This is a genomic window from Phreatobacter sp. (assembly GCF_051860605.1).
In the GTDB taxonomy this organism is placed as follows: domain Bacteria; phylum Pseudomonadota; class Alphaproteobacteria; order Rhizobiales; family Phreatobacteraceae; genus Phreatobacter.
This window is the reverse complement of sequence record NZ_JBHYDR010000002.1, coordinates 532,685-549,120: the sequence shown is the minus strand read 5'-3', so window position 1 is coordinate 549,120 and position 16,436 is coordinate 532,685. Positions and strand designations below refer to the sequence as shown.

General features: G+C 68.5%; 18 protein-coding genes. 6 read left to right on the top strand and 12 right to left on the bottom strand.

What is annotated here, in order from left to right; all coding sequences use genetic code 11:
- The first annotated feature begins 231 nt into the window (after positions 1–231).
- Both ACTIFS_RS05470 and ACTIFS_RS05465 read left to right on the top strand, forming a co-directional pair.
- On the top strand, positions 232–933 hold the full coding sequence (locus ACTIFS_RS05470) for a CDP-alcohol phosphatidyltransferase family protein (RefSeq protein WP_439573027.1): 702 nt from the start codon (positions 232–234) through the stop codon (positions 931–933).
- Entirely contained in the window at positions 930–1,820 is an 891-nt protein-coding gene (locus ACTIFS_RS05465) for a phosphatase PAP2 family protein (protein ID WP_439573026.1), read from the top strand. Before ACTIFS_RS05470 ends, ACTIFS_RS05465 begins: the two co-directional genes overlap by 4 nt.
- 9 nt (positions 1,821–1,829) lie before the next feature.
- On the opposite strand, the gene ACTIFS_RS05460 is transcribed toward ACTIFS_RS05465, so the two are convergent.
- On the bottom strand, positions 1,830–2,762 hold the full coding sequence (locus tag ACTIFS_RS05460; protein WP_439573025.1) for an SMP-30/gluconolactonase/LRE family protein: 933 nt from the start codon (positions 2,760–2,762) through the stop codon (positions 1,830–1,832).
- 63 nt (positions 2,763–2,825) lie between these two features.
- A complete protein-coding gene (locus ACTIFS_RS05455) occupies positions 2,826–3,746 on the bottom strand; it encodes an alpha/beta fold hydrolase (protein WP_439573024.1) in 921 nt (306 codons plus the stop codon).
- A gap of 140 nt (positions 3,747–3,886) precedes the next feature.
- On the opposite strand from ACTIFS_RS05455, the gene ACTIFS_RS05450 reads away from it, so the two are divergent.
- Positions 3,887–4,261 carry a hypothetical protein gene (locus ACTIFS_RS05450; protein WP_439573023.1) on the top strand — a complete coding sequence of 125 codons (375 nt, stop codon included), beginning with the start codon at positions 3,887–3,889 and terminating at the stop codon, positions 4,259–4,261.
- A gap of 19 nt (positions 4,262–4,280) precedes the next feature.
- Here ACTIFS_RS05450 and ACTIFS_RS05445 read toward each other — a convergent pair whose 3' ends face one another.
- Together ACTIFS_RS05445 and purD are read right to left on the bottom strand one after the other, a co-directional pair.
- Complete coding sequence (locus ACTIFS_RS05445) at positions 4,281–4,811, bottom strand: hypothetical protein (RefSeq protein WP_439573022.1); 531 nt, start codon at positions 4,809–4,811, stop codon at positions 4,281–4,283.
- Between the two features lie 50 nt (positions 4,812–4,861).
- Positions 4,862–6,154 (bottom strand): phosphoribosylamine--glycine ligase, encoded by a 1,293-nt coding sequence (gene purD, locus ACTIFS_RS05440; protein ID WP_439573021.1) that lies wholly within the window; start codon positions 6,152–6,154, stop codon positions 4,862–4,864.
- Between the two features lie 276 nt (positions 6,155–6,430).
- On the opposite strand from purD, the gene xseA reads away from it, so the two are divergent.
- Positions 6,431–8,014 (top strand): exodeoxyribonuclease VII large subunit, encoded by a 1,584-nt coding sequence (gene xseA / locus ACTIFS_RS05435; protein WP_439573020.1) that lies wholly within the window; start codon positions 6,431–6,433, stop codon positions 8,012–8,014.
- 133 nt (positions 8,015–8,147) lie between these two features.
- On the opposite strand, the gene ACTIFS_RS05430 is transcribed toward xseA, so the two are convergent.
- Entirely contained in the window at positions 8,148–8,831 is a 684-nt protein-coding gene (locus ACTIFS_RS05430; RefSeq protein WP_439573019.1) for a protein phosphatase CheZ, read from the bottom strand.
- A gap of 135 nt (positions 8,832–8,966) precedes the next feature.
- Entirely contained in the window at positions 8,967–9,350 is a 384-nt protein-coding gene (locus ACTIFS_RS05425; RefSeq protein ID WP_439573018.1) for a response regulator, read from the bottom strand.
- 254 nt (positions 9,351–9,604) lie between these two features.
- Between ACTIFS_RS05425 and ACTIFS_RS05420 the strand changes: the two genes are divergently transcribed.
- A complete protein-coding gene (locus tag ACTIFS_RS05420) occupies positions 9,605–9,985 on the top strand; it encodes a DUF983 domain-containing protein (protein WP_439573017.1) in 381 nt (126 codons plus the stop codon).
- A gap of 14 nt (positions 9,986–9,999) precedes the next feature.
- On the top strand, positions 10,000–10,776 hold the full coding sequence (locus ACTIFS_RS05415; protein ID WP_439573016.1) for an SURF1 family protein: 777 nt from the start codon (positions 10,000–10,002) through the stop codon (positions 10,774–10,776).
- Between the two features lie 6 nt (positions 10,777–10,782).
- Here the strand turns inward: ACTIFS_RS05415 and ACTIFS_RS05410 are convergent, their stop codons facing one another.
- The 6 genes from ACTIFS_RS05410 to ACTIFS_RS05385 all read right to left on the bottom strand — a co-directional run bounded on the left by ACTIFS_RS05410 (position 10,783) and on the right by ACTIFS_RS05385 (position 16,306).
- Complete coding sequence (locus ACTIFS_RS05410; protein ID WP_439573015.1) at positions 10,783–12,081, bottom strand: M16 family metallopeptidase; 1,299 nt, start codon at positions 12,079–12,081, stop codon at positions 10,783–10,785.
- Between the two features lie 38 nt (positions 12,082–12,119).
- Complete coding sequence (locus tag ACTIFS_RS05405; RefSeq protein WP_439573014.1) at positions 12,120–13,484, bottom strand: M16 family metallopeptidase; 1,365 nt, start codon at positions 13,482–13,484, stop codon at positions 12,120–12,122.
- A gap of 177 nt (positions 13,485–13,661) precedes the next feature.
- Positions 13,662–14,546: a cytochrome c oxidase subunit 3 gene (locus tag ACTIFS_RS05400; RefSeq protein WP_439573013.1), complete on the bottom strand. Its 885-nt coding sequence runs from the start codon at positions 14,544–14,546 to the stop codon at positions 13,662–13,664.
- A gap of 50 nt (positions 14,547–14,596) precedes the next feature.
- On the bottom strand, positions 14,597–15,232 hold the full coding sequence (locus ACTIFS_RS05395) for a cytochrome c oxidase assembly protein (protein ID WP_439573012.1): 636 nt from the start codon (positions 15,230–15,232) through the stop codon (positions 14,597–14,599).
- Positions 15,233–15,242: 10 nt separating this feature from the next.
- The gene (locus ACTIFS_RS05390) at positions 15,243–15,410 is read right to left on the bottom strand and encodes a CoxF protein (RefSeq protein WP_439573011.1); all 168 of its coding nucleotides are present in this window, start codon (positions 15,408–15,410) and stop codon (positions 15,243–15,245) included.
- The gene (locus ACTIFS_RS05385) at positions 15,407–16,306 is read right to left on the bottom strand and encodes a heme o synthase (protein ID WP_439573051.1); all 900 of its coding nucleotides are present in this window, start codon (positions 16,304–16,306) and stop codon (positions 15,407–15,409) included. The genes ACTIFS_RS05390 and ACTIFS_RS05385 overlap by 4 nt, the downstream gene beginning before the upstream one ends.
- Between the last annotated feature and the right edge of the window lie 130 nt (positions 16,307–16,436).

Below are 16,436 nucleotides of genomic sequence, written 5' to 3'. Positions count from 1 at the left end.
CAGCCGGTCCGTCCGCATTTCCGCAAGCGCGCACCCCGCTTCAATTTGCGTCCACCGGCCCGATCCTGATAGAGCCTCGCCGGCGTCATCCGGCGGAAGGCCATGAGCGCGATGTGGAGCCGGGGTGGTCGCCGCCCCTCCCCAGGATCGTCGCCCGTTGCCAACCCGGCTTTCTTCCGGGGCATTGATCGGGTTGATAGGATCGCAGTCGGCAAACGGGGAGCCGGTTTGATGTCTCAAGGCTGGGTCGCGCGCCTCCTGGCGGGCCTGGAGCGGGGAGCCTCCCTGCAGGACGTCGCCCGCAGCGCGTGGTTCGCCGCCATGCTGGCGAAAGTGGCCGGCACCCTGTCCCGCACCGGCGTCACGCCCAACAGCCTGACGCTGTTCTCCCTCGTGCCGGCCATCGCCTCCGGTATCGCGGCCGCCTATGGCGCGCTTGGCTGGGCGGCGCTGTTCCTGCTCGTCAGCGGCGTCTTCGACATGCTTGACGGGCCGCTCGCCCGCACCACGGGCACGGTGAGCCGGTTCGGGGCGCTGCTCGATTCGACCGTCGACCGGATCGCCGATGCCGCTCCGCTGCTCGGCCTGACCGTGCTCTATGCCGCCAATGGCTGGCTGGCGGTGATCCCGGCCGTCACCCTGCTCGCCGCCTATACCGTGTCCTATGTCCGCGCGCGCTGCGAGGGCTTGCGGGTGCCGCTGCCGCCGCTGTGGATGCGCCGCGGCGACCGCATGGTGCTGATCGCCTTCGCCATGCTTCTGGGCGTGATCGCACCCTGGCTGACCATCGTCCTGATCGGGCTCACGGGCACCTTGTCGGCACTGGCCGCGGCCGATGCCCTGCGCGTCGCGCGCAATGTGGTCGAAGCGCGCGAGGCCGACGCGCGGGTGGGCGAGGCCACTGACACGGCGCCGGGCGACCCCCGCCGATGACCGGACTTGCCGCGCATGTGACGTCCCTCTGGGGCCGCTGGTGGATCGCGCCCTTCCTGCCGGCCCTTTATGTGCTGGCGCTGGTGCCCGCCGGCATGGTGCGGCCGGAGCACGTTGTGATTGCCGGGGCGGTGATGGCCCTCGGGCTGTGGCCGCAGACGAAGGGGCTTGTTGCCGCGCTTTATCCCGGCATTTTCGTCGCCATCCTGACCGATGCGATGCGCTTCGTGGTGCCGCTGTTCGTCACGGCCGGGCGTGTGCATGGCTGCGACCTGAGGGCGCTCGACCTTGCGCTGTTCGCGGTCGCGACGGACACGACGCCGGGCGACTGGCTGCAGCGCCACATCAGCCCGTTCTGGGATGTGGTCTTCGCCATTCCCTATGCGGCCTTCCTCTATGTGGTGCCGCTCTACGCGCTCTACCTGTTCTTTCGCGACCGCGAGCGCATGAGCTTCTACCTCTGGGCCTTCGCGGTGGCCCATCTGATCGGCTATGCGCTCTGGCTGATCGTGCCCGCGGCGCCGCCCTGGTATATCCGTGCCAATGGCTGCCTTATCGACCTGGCCGCCGCGCCCAGCGCGGCCGGCCTGCTGCGCGTCGATCAACTGCTCGGGATCACCTATTTCCACCAGTTCTACGGGCGCGCGGCGAACGTGTTCGGCGCCATGCCGTCGATGCACGTCGTGTTCCCGCTGATCGGACTTCTGACAGCCTGGCGTTCCATTGGCTGGCGCACCCGGCCGGTCCACATCCTCTATGCCTCGGCCATGATGGTGGCGAGCGTCTATCTCGACCACCACTGGATCGTGGATGGCCTTGCAGGCGTGGTGGTGGCGGTGGCCGCCGTGGCGATCACCGCGCGCTTGCTGAAGCGGCCCTGGCCGTAGGGCCCGCGGCTATTTGTTCAGGAAGTTGAGCGGCAGCCCCGCCCGCTCCCACGGCATGGAGACGAGCCGCCCGGTCGAGGACAGCGTCAGATAGGCCGTCTTCAGGCCCGGTCCGCCGAAGCAGATATTGGTGGTCCAGCGGTCGGGCATGGCGATGTGGCGCACCGATGCCCCGTCCGGCGAGATCACCGTGATGCCGCCATTGACCAGGGTGGCCACACAGATATTGCCGTCCGCATCCACCGCCAGCGAATCGAAGCGCTGGTATCCGCCGACGCCGGCGATCAGACGTCCGCCATGCGGCGAGGGGAAGGGCTCGCGGGCGACCTCGCCCGGCGCGGTCAGGCGGAAGCCCCAGAGACGGCCTGTCTCGGTCTCCGCGACATAGAGCGTCTCCTCGTCCGGGGAGAGACCGATGCCGTTGGGCGTGAACACCGGGAAGGCGAGTTCGCGGATATGGCTGCCGTCGGACCTGGCGTAATAGACCGCGCCGCGGTCCATCTCGCGCGGCCGCACCTTGCCGAGATCGGTGAAGTAGAAGCCGCCGTGGCGGTCGAAGACAATGTCGTTCGGGCCCTTGAGCGGCCCCTTGTCGGTGCCGGTATAGAGCACCTCGACCGCACCGGTGGCCAGATCCACCCGCTCGATGCGCCCGCCGCTATAGTCATCGGCCTGGCCGATGGGCAGGAGCCCGTTCGGATTGCCGGGCGGGGTCCATTTGAACCCGCCATTGTTGCAAAGGTACAGCTTGCCGTCGGGACCGAGGGCCGCGCCGTTCGGCCCGCCGCCGGGCGAACAGACATAGGACACCGTGCCGTCGGCCGCGATGCGGGTCACCGTGCCGCGGGCGATCTCGACGAGGATGATCGAGCCATCCGGCATGGCGATCGGGCCTTCGGGAAACAGGAGCCCGGAGGCGATCTCGGTCAGGGTGTCAGGCAAGGCATATCCTCCCGTTGGGTGCTTTTGCGCCGATCATGCCGGAGGGCGGCACCCGGCGACAAGCTAGCCGGCCGGCGGGAGAGCTGTGCCTTTGAGGAAGGGCAGCAGCGCCACGAGGCAGCCAGCCGCGTTCTCTTCCGGCACGAAATGGCCGGAATCGACCGCCTCCCCTGTCAGCTTGCTTGCGAACAGCCGCCAGGCGTCGAGAGGGCTAGCGCCTTGCGAGGGAATCCCGGAATCGCCCCAGATGACATGGACCGGCACGTCGATGGTGCGGCCGGCCGCCTTGTCGGCCTCGTCGGCGGCCAGATCGACCGTCGCGCCGGCCCGGTAGTCCTCGCAGGCGGCATGGATGCGCGAGGGATCGGAGAAGCTGTCGCGATAGTGCCTGAGCGCCCGCGGATCGTAGGCGGCAAGGGTGCCGTCCTTGGTCCAGAGCGCGAGCTTGGCATCAAGATAGGCGACCGGATCGCGGCCGATCTCGGTCTCCGGTTCGGGGGCGGGCCGCGACAGGCTCACCCAGTGCTCGGTCTTGGCGGACGGGTTCTTGCGGATGCGTTCCCACATGACCAGCGTCGGCACGATGTCGATCAGCACCACCCGCTCGGCCCGGCCGGGATGGTCGAGCCCCATACGATAGGCAACGCGAGCGCCGCGATCGTGGCCGCAGGCGATGAAGCGGATGTGGCCGAGGCTCTCCATCACCTCGATCATCACTTTCGCCATGTCGCGCTTGGCATAGGGGAAATGGCCGGCCCCGCCCTTCGGCGCCACAGACCAGCCGTAGCCGGGCAGGTCCGGGATCACGAGAGTGAAGTGGCTGGCGAGTTCCGGAGCGATGCGGTGCCATTCCACATGGGTCTGCGGAAAGCCATGGATCAGGAGCAGCGGCGGTCCGGCACCGCCGGAGCGGACGAAGATGCGGCCGATGGACGTATCGACCCAATGCGAGGCGAAACCGGGAAACAGATCAGCGGTGGACATGGGCGCTCCCTGGTGGGTGTGGTTCGACTCTAGCGCACTTCCGGGTCGCAACCGACAGGGTGACATGGCACCCGGCTTGCTCGGCCTGACCGTCACAGTCCGATTTCCTGGCACCAGGACCGCGACGGCAGGAGGGCGACATGATGCGTGGTGGGATGGCAATGCTGGCGGGCCTGGGAGTGGTGCTTGGCGGCGGTGTTGGGGCTGCGGCGCAACCCGGCGGCCAGCCTGCCTATGTCGGGCGCTGGGCCGACCAGCAAGGCTGGTGCCGCAACCGTGTCGGCACCGACGAGCTGCCGCTGACCATCCGGCAGCGCAGCCTCGACGGCGTCGAATGGGCCTGCCGCTTCGTGCAGGTCACAGGCTCGCCCCCCGAATGGCGGGTCACGGCGCGATGCGAGGGCGAGGGCATGACCAACCGCAAGCGCTTCATTTTTCGCGTCGAGGGCAACCGCATGCGCATGACCTACGTGGATCGCGGCAACCGCACCTTCTCGGCCGTCCGCTGCCCCTGAAACGCCCGGCGCGCTTGCGTCAGCCGCCTGCCTGCGGGCGCTTCTCGCGCTCCGCCTCCAGCAGGGCCAGCATCCGGCGGATCACCTCCGCGAGCCGCTCCAGATCGCGGATCGACTGGCGCACCGGCTGCTCCGACGCGCCGGTCGGGATATCGATCTCGACAACCCCATGGCGCCGGGACAGATTGACGTCGATGATCTTGCCGCTGAACTGCGGGTCGTGCATCGCGAAGCCCTGGCCGCCCCAGGGGCTGCGGCCGGACATGCTGGTGTCGTCGGGGATGCCGGATTCGGGATCCTCGATATGGGCCAGCAACTGCTCGATGTCGGCGACCACGGCCGAAAGGCGCGCGGTCGGAACCCTGCGGTCTCGCCAGTTGGCGATATAGGGGCCTGCGGCATCTTCCTTCAGGTTGAAGTCGAACTCCCAGCCGAGCGCCGGCTCCAGGGCGCGGGCATGAGTGATCTGCCGCTGCGACAGGCGCTGCGAGACGGCCATGGGGATTCCGGTCCGGATGGCGCGCCAGAGGCGCTGAACGGCACTTGCCAAATCTCGATCCCCTTCAGAGCCGCGAGACTAGCGGCAATCCGGCCTGCCGCTCAATGATGATCGCCCGCGGCCTTCTCGCGCGCCACGGCCTGCCAGCCGATGTCGCGGCGGCAGAAGCCACCCGGCCAGTCGATCAGGTCGACGGCGGCATAGGCCCGGGCCTGCGCCTCCGTCACCGTGGCTCCTGAGGCGGTGACCGTCAGGACCCGCCCGCCATTGGCCACCAGGTCCCCGTCCTTCAGGACGGTGCCGGCATGGAACACCTCTACGCCCGCGAGAGCGCGCGCGCGTTCGACGCCGCGGATGAGCGTTCCCTTTTCCGGCGCGCCGGGATAGCCGTTCGCCGCCATCACAACGGTCAGCGCCACGTCATCATACCAGCGGGCGCTCATGGTGCGGAGCTGGCCATCGACGGCGCCGAGCAGCAGGGTCAGCAGGTCGTCCTTCAGGCGCATCATCAGCACCTGGCATTCCGGATCGCCGAAGCGGCAGTTGTACTCGATCAGCTTCGGCCCCTCTGCCGTGATCATCAGGCCGGCGAACAGGACGCCGCTGAACGGCGTTCCCCGCGCCCTCATCGCCGCGAGGGTGGGGCGGATGATCTCCGCCATGGTGCGCTCGACCATGGCTTCGGTCATGACCGGAGCGGGCGAATAGGCGCCCATTCCGCCGGTGTTCGGGCCGGTATCGCCGTCGCCGACCCGCTTGTGATCCTGGGCGGTGGCGAGGGCGAGAGCGGTCTCGCCGTCGCACAGGGCGAAGAAGGACGCCTCCTCGCCAGTCATGAACGCCTCCACGACGACGGCTGCGCCGGCCTCCCCCATGCCGCCCGAGACCATCATGTCGACGGCGTCGAGCGCCTCGCCGAGGGTCATGGCCACGACCACGCCCTTGCCGGCGGCCAGCCCGTCGGCCTTGACCACGATGGGCGCCCCTACGCGGCGGATATAGTCCTTCGCAGGTTCCGGCGCGGTGAACCGTTCATAGGCGGCGGTGGGGATGGAGAATTCCCGGCAGAGATCCTTGGTGAAGCCCTTCGAGCCCTCGAGCTGGGCTGCGGCCTTCGAAGGGCCGAAGACCCTGATGCCGGCCGCGTTCAGGTCATCGGCAAGGCCAGCGACAAGCGGCGCCTCGGGACCGACCACCACGAACGTGATCTGATGGTCCCGGCAATAGGCGATGACGGCCGCATGGTCGGCAACGTCGATGGCCGCCAGCGTGGCCACCTCGGCAATGCCCGGATTGCCCGGCGCGCAGTGCAGACGGGAGAGCAGCGGGCTCGCCGACAGGGCCCAGGCCAAGGCATGTTCGCGGCCGCCGCCGCCGATCAGGAGTACGTTCATCGTCTGCTCCGCCTGTTGCCCTGCATGGCGTTGGTCCCCATCGGGGGTCTTGCGTCCGTCCAGGCTCGCGCCCAGCCCTTGCACCTGAGAGCCCGGCCCGGAATTTCGAAACGCCGTCGTCTGGCCCCGATGCCGTGCAATGCCTTCCTCATCCTGAGGTGCGAGGGCCGATGGCCCGAGCCTCGAAGGACGCACCGGCCGGAAGCCATGCGCCTTCACCGGCCCTGCGCCAGCGTCTAGACAAGAGAGCCGCGCCCGGCAACGGATTCGCTTCGCATGACCGATACCGCCCCCTCCAATCTTGCCGAGATTTCGGTCTCGGACCTCTCGGCCGCCATCAAGCGGACGATCGAGGACGCCTTCGGCTATGTGCGCCTGCGCGGCGAGATCTCGGGTTTCAAGGGGCCGAGCGGCTCGGGCCATGTCTATTTCCGCCTGAAGGACGAGCGCGCGACCATCGAGGCGGTGATCTGGAAGGGCGTGTACGGGCGGCTCAAAGTGAAGCCGCAGGAGGGACTGGAGGTGGTCGCCACCGGGCGGGTCACCACCTTTCCCGGTTCGTCGAAGTACCAGATCGTCATCGAGAGCCTGGAGCCGGCCGGCATCGGCGCCCTGATGGCGCTCCTTGAGGAGCGGCGGCAGAAGCTCGCCGCCGAGGGGCTGTTCGATGCCGCGCGCAAGCGGCCCCTGCCCTATCTTCCGCAAGTGATCGGCGTTGTGACCTCGCCGACCGGCGCCGTCATCCGGGACATCCTGCATCGGCTGGAGGACCGCTTTCCACGGACGGTGCTGGTCTGGCCGGTGCGCGTGCAGGGGGAGAGCAGCGCGGCGGAGGTGGCGAACGCCATCCGTGGCTTCAACGCCATCGGACCGGACGACGACCTTCCGCGACCGGACGTGATCATCGTCGCGCGTGGCGGCGGCAGCCTTGAGGACCTTTGGGGGTTCAATGAAGAGATTGTCGTGCGGGCGGCCTTCGAGAGCGCCATCCCGCTGATCTCGGCCGTCGGCCACGAGACCGATACCACGCTGATCGACTTTGCCGCCGACCGGCGTGCGCCGACCCCGACCGCGGCTGCCGAAATGGCCGTTCCCGTGCGGTCCGACCTCATCGCCGAGACCGGCAGTCTCGCGCGGCGGCTGGCGACTGCCGTGGCGCGCGGCTTGGAAGGCCGCCGCACCGAACTGCGGGCAGCGGCCCGCGCCCTGCCCGATGCCGAACGCCTGCTGGAGACCGCACGCCAGAGGCTGGACAGCGCCGGCGAGCGGCTGCCCAATGCGCTCATCGCCAATGCGGCGGCCCATCGCACGCGCCTCGTACGGGCGGCCGGACGGCTGGCGCCGGGGGTCATCCTGCTGCGCATGGAGCGCGCCCGCGACCGGATCGAGGCGCTGTCAGGGCGGGCCGTCGCCGCCCTTTCGGGGCGGACCGAGGCGCGGCGGCAGGCCTTCAAGGCGCTGTCCGACCGGCTCGGACGCTCACTCGGCGTCTATGCGCAGACGCAGGGAACGCGCCTTGCCCGCGCGCGCGAACGGCTCGACGCCCTGTTCGCCCGCGCCCCGCGTGCCCTCGACCTGATCGTCCGCCGCCGCCGCGACCGGCTGGACGGCGCGGCCAAGCTGCTGGGTGCCCTCTCCTATCAGGGTGTGCTCGCCCGCGGCTTTGCCCTGGTGCGGGACGGATCGGGCAGGCCCCTGCGCGCGGCGGCGACGGTTGCGCCCGGCATGGCGCTGGCCATCGAGTTTGCCGACGGGCAGGTGGGCGCAATGGCGGATGGCGAGGCGCCGCCGCGCCCGGCGCGCGCCGAACCGAAGGCCGTTGTCCGGAAGGCTGGCGAGGGGCAGGGCGACCTGTTCTGATCGCTGCGTGGGCCGGATTAGCCGGGGCCCGGAGCCCTGTCCGTGGAACCTGCAACGCGCCTGACGCGTGAAACGCCGGCGGACCGCCTGCTCCTGCCTTCGACGGATGCGGTGTTGCCGCATCCGGTCCGGGTCACTTGAACAGCGCGTCGATATCGTCCTGCGGGCTGATGCCGGGGGCCTTGTCGAACATGGCATCGACATCGGACTGCCCGACGCCATCGCCGTCGAGCTGCGGTCCATGGAGGATGTTGCGCCGCTTGCGCTCGGCCGCGCGCTGCTCGTCCTCGGTCATGTAGCCATCGGCATCGGCAGCGTGGATGGCCGCGGCAAAGCGCGAGACCCGCGATTCGATGTGCTTCAGGGTCTCGATCACCTTCGCGACTCGCTGCCCGGTAATGTCCTGGAACGAACAGGCCTCGAAGATCAGCATCATCCGCTCGTCGACCATGGCCTTGTAGGCCGGATCGGCGGCATCGCCGGCCATCACCTCCTCGGCCGCGCCCATGATCGTGTCGGTCGCCTTCTCGGTGGCCTTCACGATGGCGTCGAGCTCCTGGCCGGCGGCCGGGATGCGGGTCTGCTTGAGGTCGTTGGGCTGCAGGCGGCCGATCTCCTCCTTCATGTTGGTGATGAAGGACGCGATGTCGGCGAGTTCGCGATAGACGGAATTGTCGATGGCGCGGAAGAAGGTCGACAGCGATTCGACGGTGACCTCGGCAAGACCCACGACGTCGGCGAGCGACACATCGCCCTCCCGCTTGGTCTTCACGAAATCCACGATCCGGTCGAGATGATCGGTCGAGACGCTCTTCATGGCGCAGTCCGTTTCTGGGGCGGAACCGGCGGGAACAGCCCTGGCCTTTCCGTTCGCGCCGGCCCGGACGGGCCGACGGTTCTCATGCGCCTCCGGCAGCCCCCCGGCCCCGGTCACTCCCTCCGGAGCCCGATGTCAGTCGGCGAAGACGGCGTCGATCTTGGCCTTCAGCGTCTGCGCGTTGAAGGGCTTCACGATGTAGTTGTTCACGCCGGCCTTCTTGGCGGCGATGACGTTCTCGGTCTTGGATTCGGCCGTGACCATGATGAAAGGCGTGCGGGACAGGCCGGAATCGGCACGGACTTCCTTGAGAAGTTCGTAGCCGGTCATCGGCTCCATGTTCCAGTCGGAGATGACCAGCCCGTAGCGCTTCTCCTTCATCTTGGCGAGCGCCGCCGAGCCGTCGGAGGCGTCGTCGATGTCCTCGAAGCCAAGCTGCTTCAGAAGATTGCGGATGATGCGGATCATCGTGTTGTAGTCATCGACCACAAGGATCGGCATCGAAAGATCAACGGCCATCAGACCTGCTCCAAGATGGCGGAAGCGCGTCCTGCACTCCCGTTCCCGAAATTCGCCACAGCCCGCCAAGCGTGCCCTCGGCAAAACCTAGTCGCGAGCCTTGAAGAAGCGGTTAACGGAGGCTGTGGGCAATCAGGCGGAAACGGCTTGAATTGAATTCATTGCCCTGGCGTGCCGGTGCTGGCGACACCTTTCGCGGCCGGGCAACACCCTCGCTCTCCGGCCTGCGAGGGCCTATAGCAGGAGCATCGGAGATGCCTGCCATGAGCCATTTCGAAGCCCAGTCCCCCATCTCGACCGGCCTTGCCGGACGCTGCCCGCGCTGCGGCGAGGGCGCCCTGTTTTCGGGGTTCCTGACGGTGAAGCCTCAATGCAGCGCCTGCGGACTGGACTATTCCTTCGCCGATTCCGGCGACGGACCGGCCGTGTTCGTCATCCTCATCGCCGGCTTCATCATCAGCGCCATCGCGCTGGCTGTGGAGCTTCGCTACGAGCCGCCCTTCTGGCTCCATGCGGTGATCTTCGCTCCGCTGATCCTTGTCGTCTGCCTCGGCCTGCTGCGGCCGATGAAGGGGCTGATGATCGCGATGCAATACCGGCACGGCGCCCGCGAGGGCCGGCTGGACCGGGATTGAGGGGCGGAGGCAGCATGATGGCGTCTTCAGCGGCGGGCCGCGCCCAGCGCCTGCGCAGCCTTGTCCTGCCGGGCATCCTCGCGCTGGGAGCGCTGGCCGTGCTGGTCGCCCTCGGCAGCTGGCAGTTGAACCGGCTGGCCTGGAAACAGGCCCTGATTGCCCAGGTGGAGGCCCGCGCGGCGGCAGAACCCGTGCCCCTCGCCCCCGCCAGCGCCTGGACCGCGATGAGCGCGGAGACCGACGACTATCGCAAGGTGCGGCTCACCGGCACCTTCCGCCACAACCGCGAGGCCTATCTCTACCATGTGGCCGGCGACACCCGCACCGCCGACCGCAGCCGGCCGCAGGGCCAGGGCTGGTTTGTCATGACCCCGATGGATCTTGCGGGCGGCGGCACGGTGATCGTCAATCGCGGCTTCGTTCCGACCGAGCGACGCGACCCGGCATCCCGCGCGGCGGGCCAGGTCGGCGGCACGGTGACCGTGGACGGCCTCGTCCGCTTTCCCGAGATCCGGACCATCTTCGCGGCGAGCGATGATGCCGCCCGCCGGCTGTTCTACACCCGCGACATCGCGGCAATGGCGCAGGCCATGGGACTGACAGGGGCTGTCGCGCCATTCTCGGTGGATGCCGATGCGCGCCCGGTTCCGGGCGGCCTGCCGGTGGGGGGAGAGACGCGGCTCGTCTTCGCCAACCGCCATTTTGAGTATGCGCTGACCTGGTTCGGACTCGCGCTGACGCTGATCGGGGTATTTGCGGCCTTCGCCGTGCAGAAGCTGCGCGGCGCGTGAGCGGGCCTACAGCCCTTCCGGCTTGCCGGCGACGATGACCAGCAGTTTCGCATCGCCGAACAGGCGGGCCGCCACCCGCTTGGCATCGGCAAGCGTCACCGCCTCGATCAGGCCGTTGCGCCGGTCGAGATAGTCCGGTCCATAGCCGTCGAGCTGGATGCGGATGAGATTGGCTGCGATCTGGGTCGAGGTCTCGAACCGCAGCGCCCACGAGCCGATGAGATAGCGCTTCGCCTGGTCGAGTTCGGCCGCGTCGGGGCCGGCTTCGCCCATACGCTTCAGTTCGCCCTCGATGACCGACAGGCTCTCGCCGGCCCGGTCGTTACGGGTCGAGGTGCCGCCGGTGACGAGGCCGGCACGGTCCAGCGCGAGCAGGCTGGAGGACACCGAATAGGCAAGGCCGCGCTTCTCGCGCACCTCCTGATACAGGCGGGACGAGAAGGAGCCGCCGCCCAGAACGTGATTGACCACGAAGGCGGTGACGAAGTCGTCGTCCTCGCGCAGCAGGCCCGGCATCCCGAACGAGATGGTCGCCTGGGGAACGTCGATCGGGATGATCTGCCGCTGGCCAAGACCGGCAAGAGCGGCCGCCGGAACCGGGCCGGCGCCGCTCTGCGCCGGCAGGCCGCCGAAGACGTCGTCAAGCACCGCCGCCAGTTCGCCAGGCTCGATATCGCCGACAACGGCGACCTTCAGGCCGGCACGCGACACCAGCTTCCGGTGCATGGCGAGAAGATCGTCGCGGGTGATGGCGGCCACACCCTCCAGCGTGCCGATGGTCTGGCGCGCATAGGGGTGCCCGGCAAAGCCGATCTGCCAGAAGGCATCGCCCGTCATGGCGCCCGGCGTCGTGGTGCGGCGACGCAGCGTCGACAGCAGCGACTGGCGGATGCGCTCCATGGGAGCGGGGTCGAAACGCGGTTGGGTGAGCGCATCCTTCAGCAGGGCGAAGGCCTGCATCCGGTGTTCGGAGAGCATGCGCATGGAGCCCGACAGATGGTCGCGCGTGGCGGAGAAGGACAGCTGGATCGCGCGCTCCTCCATGGCCCGGCTGAAGGCCTCGGCGTCGCGCTCGCCGGCTCCTTCGTCCAGCATCGCGGTGAGCATGTTGGCAAGGCCGGGCCGGTCCTGCGGATCCTGCGCCGAGCCGCCGCCCATGGCGAAGGCGAGCGCGACGATCGGCAGATGGGTCTGGCGGACGAGCCAGGCCTCCACGCCGCCGGGCGACACCACGCGCTCGATCCGGCTCGCCTGGTTCGACGATGAGGACCGGGCCGCGGTCGGGGCAAGGGCGGCAGCGGTCATGGCGAGGGTTCCCGACAGAAATGTGCGCCGACGCAGGATCATCGGGCCGGCTCCTCGCCACGAACCAGTTCGGCAGTCACGGCGCGGTTGAGGTCGAGATGGCGGCGGGCGACAGCCTCGACGGCCGCGCGGGTCACTGCACGCACGCGGCCGGGCCAGGCCTGAAGGTCGTCGACCGCCGATCCGGTGGTCAGGGCCGCACCGTACATGCGGCCCATGCTGGCCTGGCTGTCCTGGGAGAAGACCGAATCGGCAATCAGCCGCGTCTTCGCCCGTTCCACCTCGTCCTCGCCGACGCCGTCGGCAAGAAGCCTGGCGAGCACGTCGTCGATGGCTGCCTCCAGCCGGTCGAGCGGGACGCCGGGGCGCGGAGCGGCGTGCAGGGCGAAGCGGCCCTGTCCCAGAGCGGAGCCCGCGTAGAAGGCCCCGGCACTGGCGGCAAGGCCCCGCTCGGTAACGAGCGTGCTCACCATGCGCCCGGTCGGGCTGGTACCCAGGATCTGGGCGAGCACGTCGAGCGCCTCGGCCTCGCCGGCCGCGGCCCGGGAATAGGACGGGACGATCAGGCTGTGGCTCATGCTGGGCTGGGCAACCTTCGGGTCGGCGAGGCGCACGCGCCCGCGGGCCGTCCGCTCAGGACCCGGCGGCCTCGACCGCGGCTGGATGGCCGGATTTCGGGCAATGGCGCCATAGGTCGGCTCGGCCAGCCGGATCACCTCCTCCGGCGTGATGTCGCCGGCGACGATCAGGATCGCATTGTTGGGCGCATAGTGCCGGCGGTAGAAGACCAGAGCATCCTCGCGGGTAAGACCGCGGATTTCGTTTTCCCAGCCGATGACCGGAACGCCGTAGGGGTGGTCAGGCCCCCAGAGTTCGGCCGACAGCCGTTCGCCGAGGCGGGCGCCCGGCACGTTGTCGGTGCGCTGCCGGCGCTCCTCCAGCACCACGTCGCGCTCGGGATCGACCACCTCGTCGGTCAGGACGATATTGGTCATCCGGTCGGCCTCGAAATCCATCATCCGCGCAATCTCGTCGCGCGCGATGCGCTGGAAATAGCCGGTATAGTCGAGGGAGGTGAAGGCGTTCTCGGTCCCGCCGACGGCGGTGACCGCGCGCTGGAACAGGTTGCCCGGATGACGCTCGGTGCCCTTGAACAGGAGATGCTCAAGGAAGTGCGCAAGGCCCGACTTGCCCCGCTCCTCGTCGGCCGACCCGACCCGGTACCACAGCATGTGGGTGATGACGGGAACGCGGTGATCGGGGATCGCCACGATCTCCAGCCCGTTGGCCAGCACATGGCGCTGCACGCGCTCCACCGGCGCGCTCGCCATCGCCACCCGCGTCAGGACGGCCGGAGCCGCCGCGGCGGCCAGCGAGGCGGCCAGAACAGTTCGACGTGTCATGGGCATTGGCGATTCTTGGGCATTGATCGACCGGGCTCCGGTGTTCGTCTGACATACAGCCACAACCAGGGCCTCACGTCACAATGACGAGGGCGTGAAGGCCGGGCAAGAGCGTCGCAACCCATCAACGAAAAGGGCGGCCGAAGCCGCCCCTTCCCGTGCCGTCCTGCAGCAGGATCAGTGACCGGCGCCGGCCGCAGCCGCCAGGGCCTTGCCGGACCAGTCATGGCCCCAGACATAGATGGCGGCGAACAGGAATAGCCAGACCACGTCGACGAAGTGCCAATACCAGGCCGCAGCCTCGAAGCCGAAATGCTTCTCGGGGGTCAGATGCGTGGCCTTGTAGAGGCGCATGGCACAGACGAACAGGAAGATGGTGCCGATGATGACATGGGCGCCGTGGAATCCGGTCGCCATGAAGAAGGTTGCGCCGTAGATGTGGCCCGAGAAGTTGAAGTGGGCGTGGCCGTACTCGTAGGCCTGCAGGCAGGTGAACAGCACGCCGAGCACGACCGTGAACCACAGATACATCTTGGCCTTCTCGCGCTCGCCGGTCACCACGTAGTGATGGGCCGCGGTCACCGTCGTGCCGGAGAGAAGCAGCACGAGCGTGCCGAGCAGCGGGATCTGCAGCGGATTGAAGGTCTCGATGCCCTTCGGCGGCCAATGACCGCCGGTCAGTTCGGTGCGCTGGTACTGGATCGCCTCGCCGGCGAAGAAGGCGGCATCGAAATAGGCCCAGAACCAGGCGACGAAGAACATCACCTCGGAGGCGATGAACATGATCATGCCGTAGCGCAGGTGAAGCTGCACGACGCGGGTGTGATCGCCTTGCTGGCTCTCCTTGATGACGTCCGACCACCAGGCGAACATCGTGTAGAGCACGCCGATGAAGCCCGCGAAGAACACCACCGGCCCGAGCTTCAGCCCGGCCAGCGGCATGCCCTTCATCCACATGATGGCGCCGATCGCCATGACGAAGGCGGACATGGAGCCGATGAACGGCCAGGGGCTCGGCGGGACGAGGTGGTAGTCGTGATGCTTGGCGTGGGCCTCGGCCATTGCTGGTCTCTCCGTGTGGCTCTGTCTCGTCCGGGCCGGTCGGGCCGTGGTCAGTTCTGCCGGGTCGGCGCGGCGCCCTGCGCCACGGGGCGCGGGGACTGGTTCTGCCGGAAGAACGTGTAGCTGAGAGTGATGGTGTTCGTCGACCGGCCTTCGGGGTCGTCGACGATGTCGGGATCGATGAAATAGACGACCGAGAACTCGCGCGTCTCGCCGGGGGCCAGCGTCTGCTCGGTGAAGCAGAAGCACTGCAGCTTGTTGAAGTAGCGGCCGGCGGTCAGCGGCGTGACATTGTAGGTGGCCATGGCGGTGACCGCCTCAGGGCCGGTATTGGTCACCTGATAGGTCATGGTGTGGGTCTCGCCGGCCCGGATCGTCTGCCGTGCGGTATCGACACGGAAGCGCCACGGAAGGCCGGGGCCGATATTGGCGTCGAAGCGGATGTCGAGGCGGTGATCGACCACCCGGTCGGCCGGCCGCTCGGCGCGCATGGTGGTGCCACCGAATCCGGTCAGGCGGCAGAACATGTCGTAGAGCGGGACCGCGGCATAGGCCGCGCCGAACATGGTGGCGCCGAAGGCAAGCGCGGACAGCGCGACCTTGATGTCACGCCAGCCCTTCTGCCGCGAGCCCTGGGGCGGCGTCACGTCGGTCCGGGTCGCTTCGGTGTTGATCCCATCGGCCATGGCGCAGTCCCTACATCGGCCTGTTGAGCATGGCGGGGCCCTTCACGATGGTGATGGCCCAGAACAGGACGCAGAGCCCGACGAGCGCAAGCGCGATGGCGACGTTGCGCTGGCGCTGGCGCTTCTTCTCCTCCGGTGTCAGCACGATTCCCGTCTGGCGGCTGTCGTCGGGCATCATGCCCCCCAGCCGAAGCGTGCCAGGAGGCCCTGCTCGACCAGCAGCACGGCGAAAAGCGCAAAGAGATAGAGGATCGAATAGCCGAACATGCGGCCGGCCGCCTTGCGGGCCGGCGCGCCCTCGCGCCGCCGCCAGATCTCGACGGCGCACCAGAGCATGACGGCACCGCCGGCTGTCGCCGTAGCGGCATAGGCCAGGCCGGCGAAACCGAGGAAGACCGGGGCAAGGCCGAGCGGGGCGAGCAGCAGCGTGTAGAGGAGGATCTGCCGCCGCGTCTCATCGGCGCCCGCCACGACCGGCAGCATCGGCACCCCGGCGCGGGCATAGTCCTCCGACTTCACGAGCGCGAGCGCCCAGAAATGCGGCGGGGTCCAGACAAAGATGATGAGGAACAGCACGATCGATTCGACGGAGACCGAACCGGTGACTGCCGCCCAGCCGATCATCGGCGGAAAGGCGCCCGCGGCACCGCCGATGACGATGTTCTGCGGCGTCGCCCGCTTCAGCCACATCGTATAGACGACGGCATAGAAGAAGATCGTGAAGGCGAGCAGGCCGGCGGCCAGCCAGTTGGCGGCAAGGCCGAGCACGGCGACCGAAAAGGCCGACAGCACCAGTCCGAAGGCGAGCGCCTCGCCGGGGGAGACGCGGCCCGAGGGGATGGGACGCGCCAGCGTGCGCGACATGCGGGCGTCGATATCGGCGTCGTACCACATGTTCAGCGCGCCGGAGGCCCCGGCGCCGACGGCGATGGCCATCAGGCTGATGGCGCCGAGAACCGGATGCAGCCCGCCCGGCGCCAGCATGATCCCGACCAGCGCCGTGAACACGACGAGCGACATCACCCGCGGCTTCATAAGTTCGATGAAGTCGCGCGGCGTGGCCTGGCTCACCAGAGCTGCGCGGCCGGCATCGGTGGTCTCGTCGACAAAGGACACGTCGGCTTCCGGTTCGGCGGGGCCGGGTGAGGCCGGCTCCCTGTGACGATCCGGGGCAAGGGATGCCCCGGACGAGGGTCAGATGATC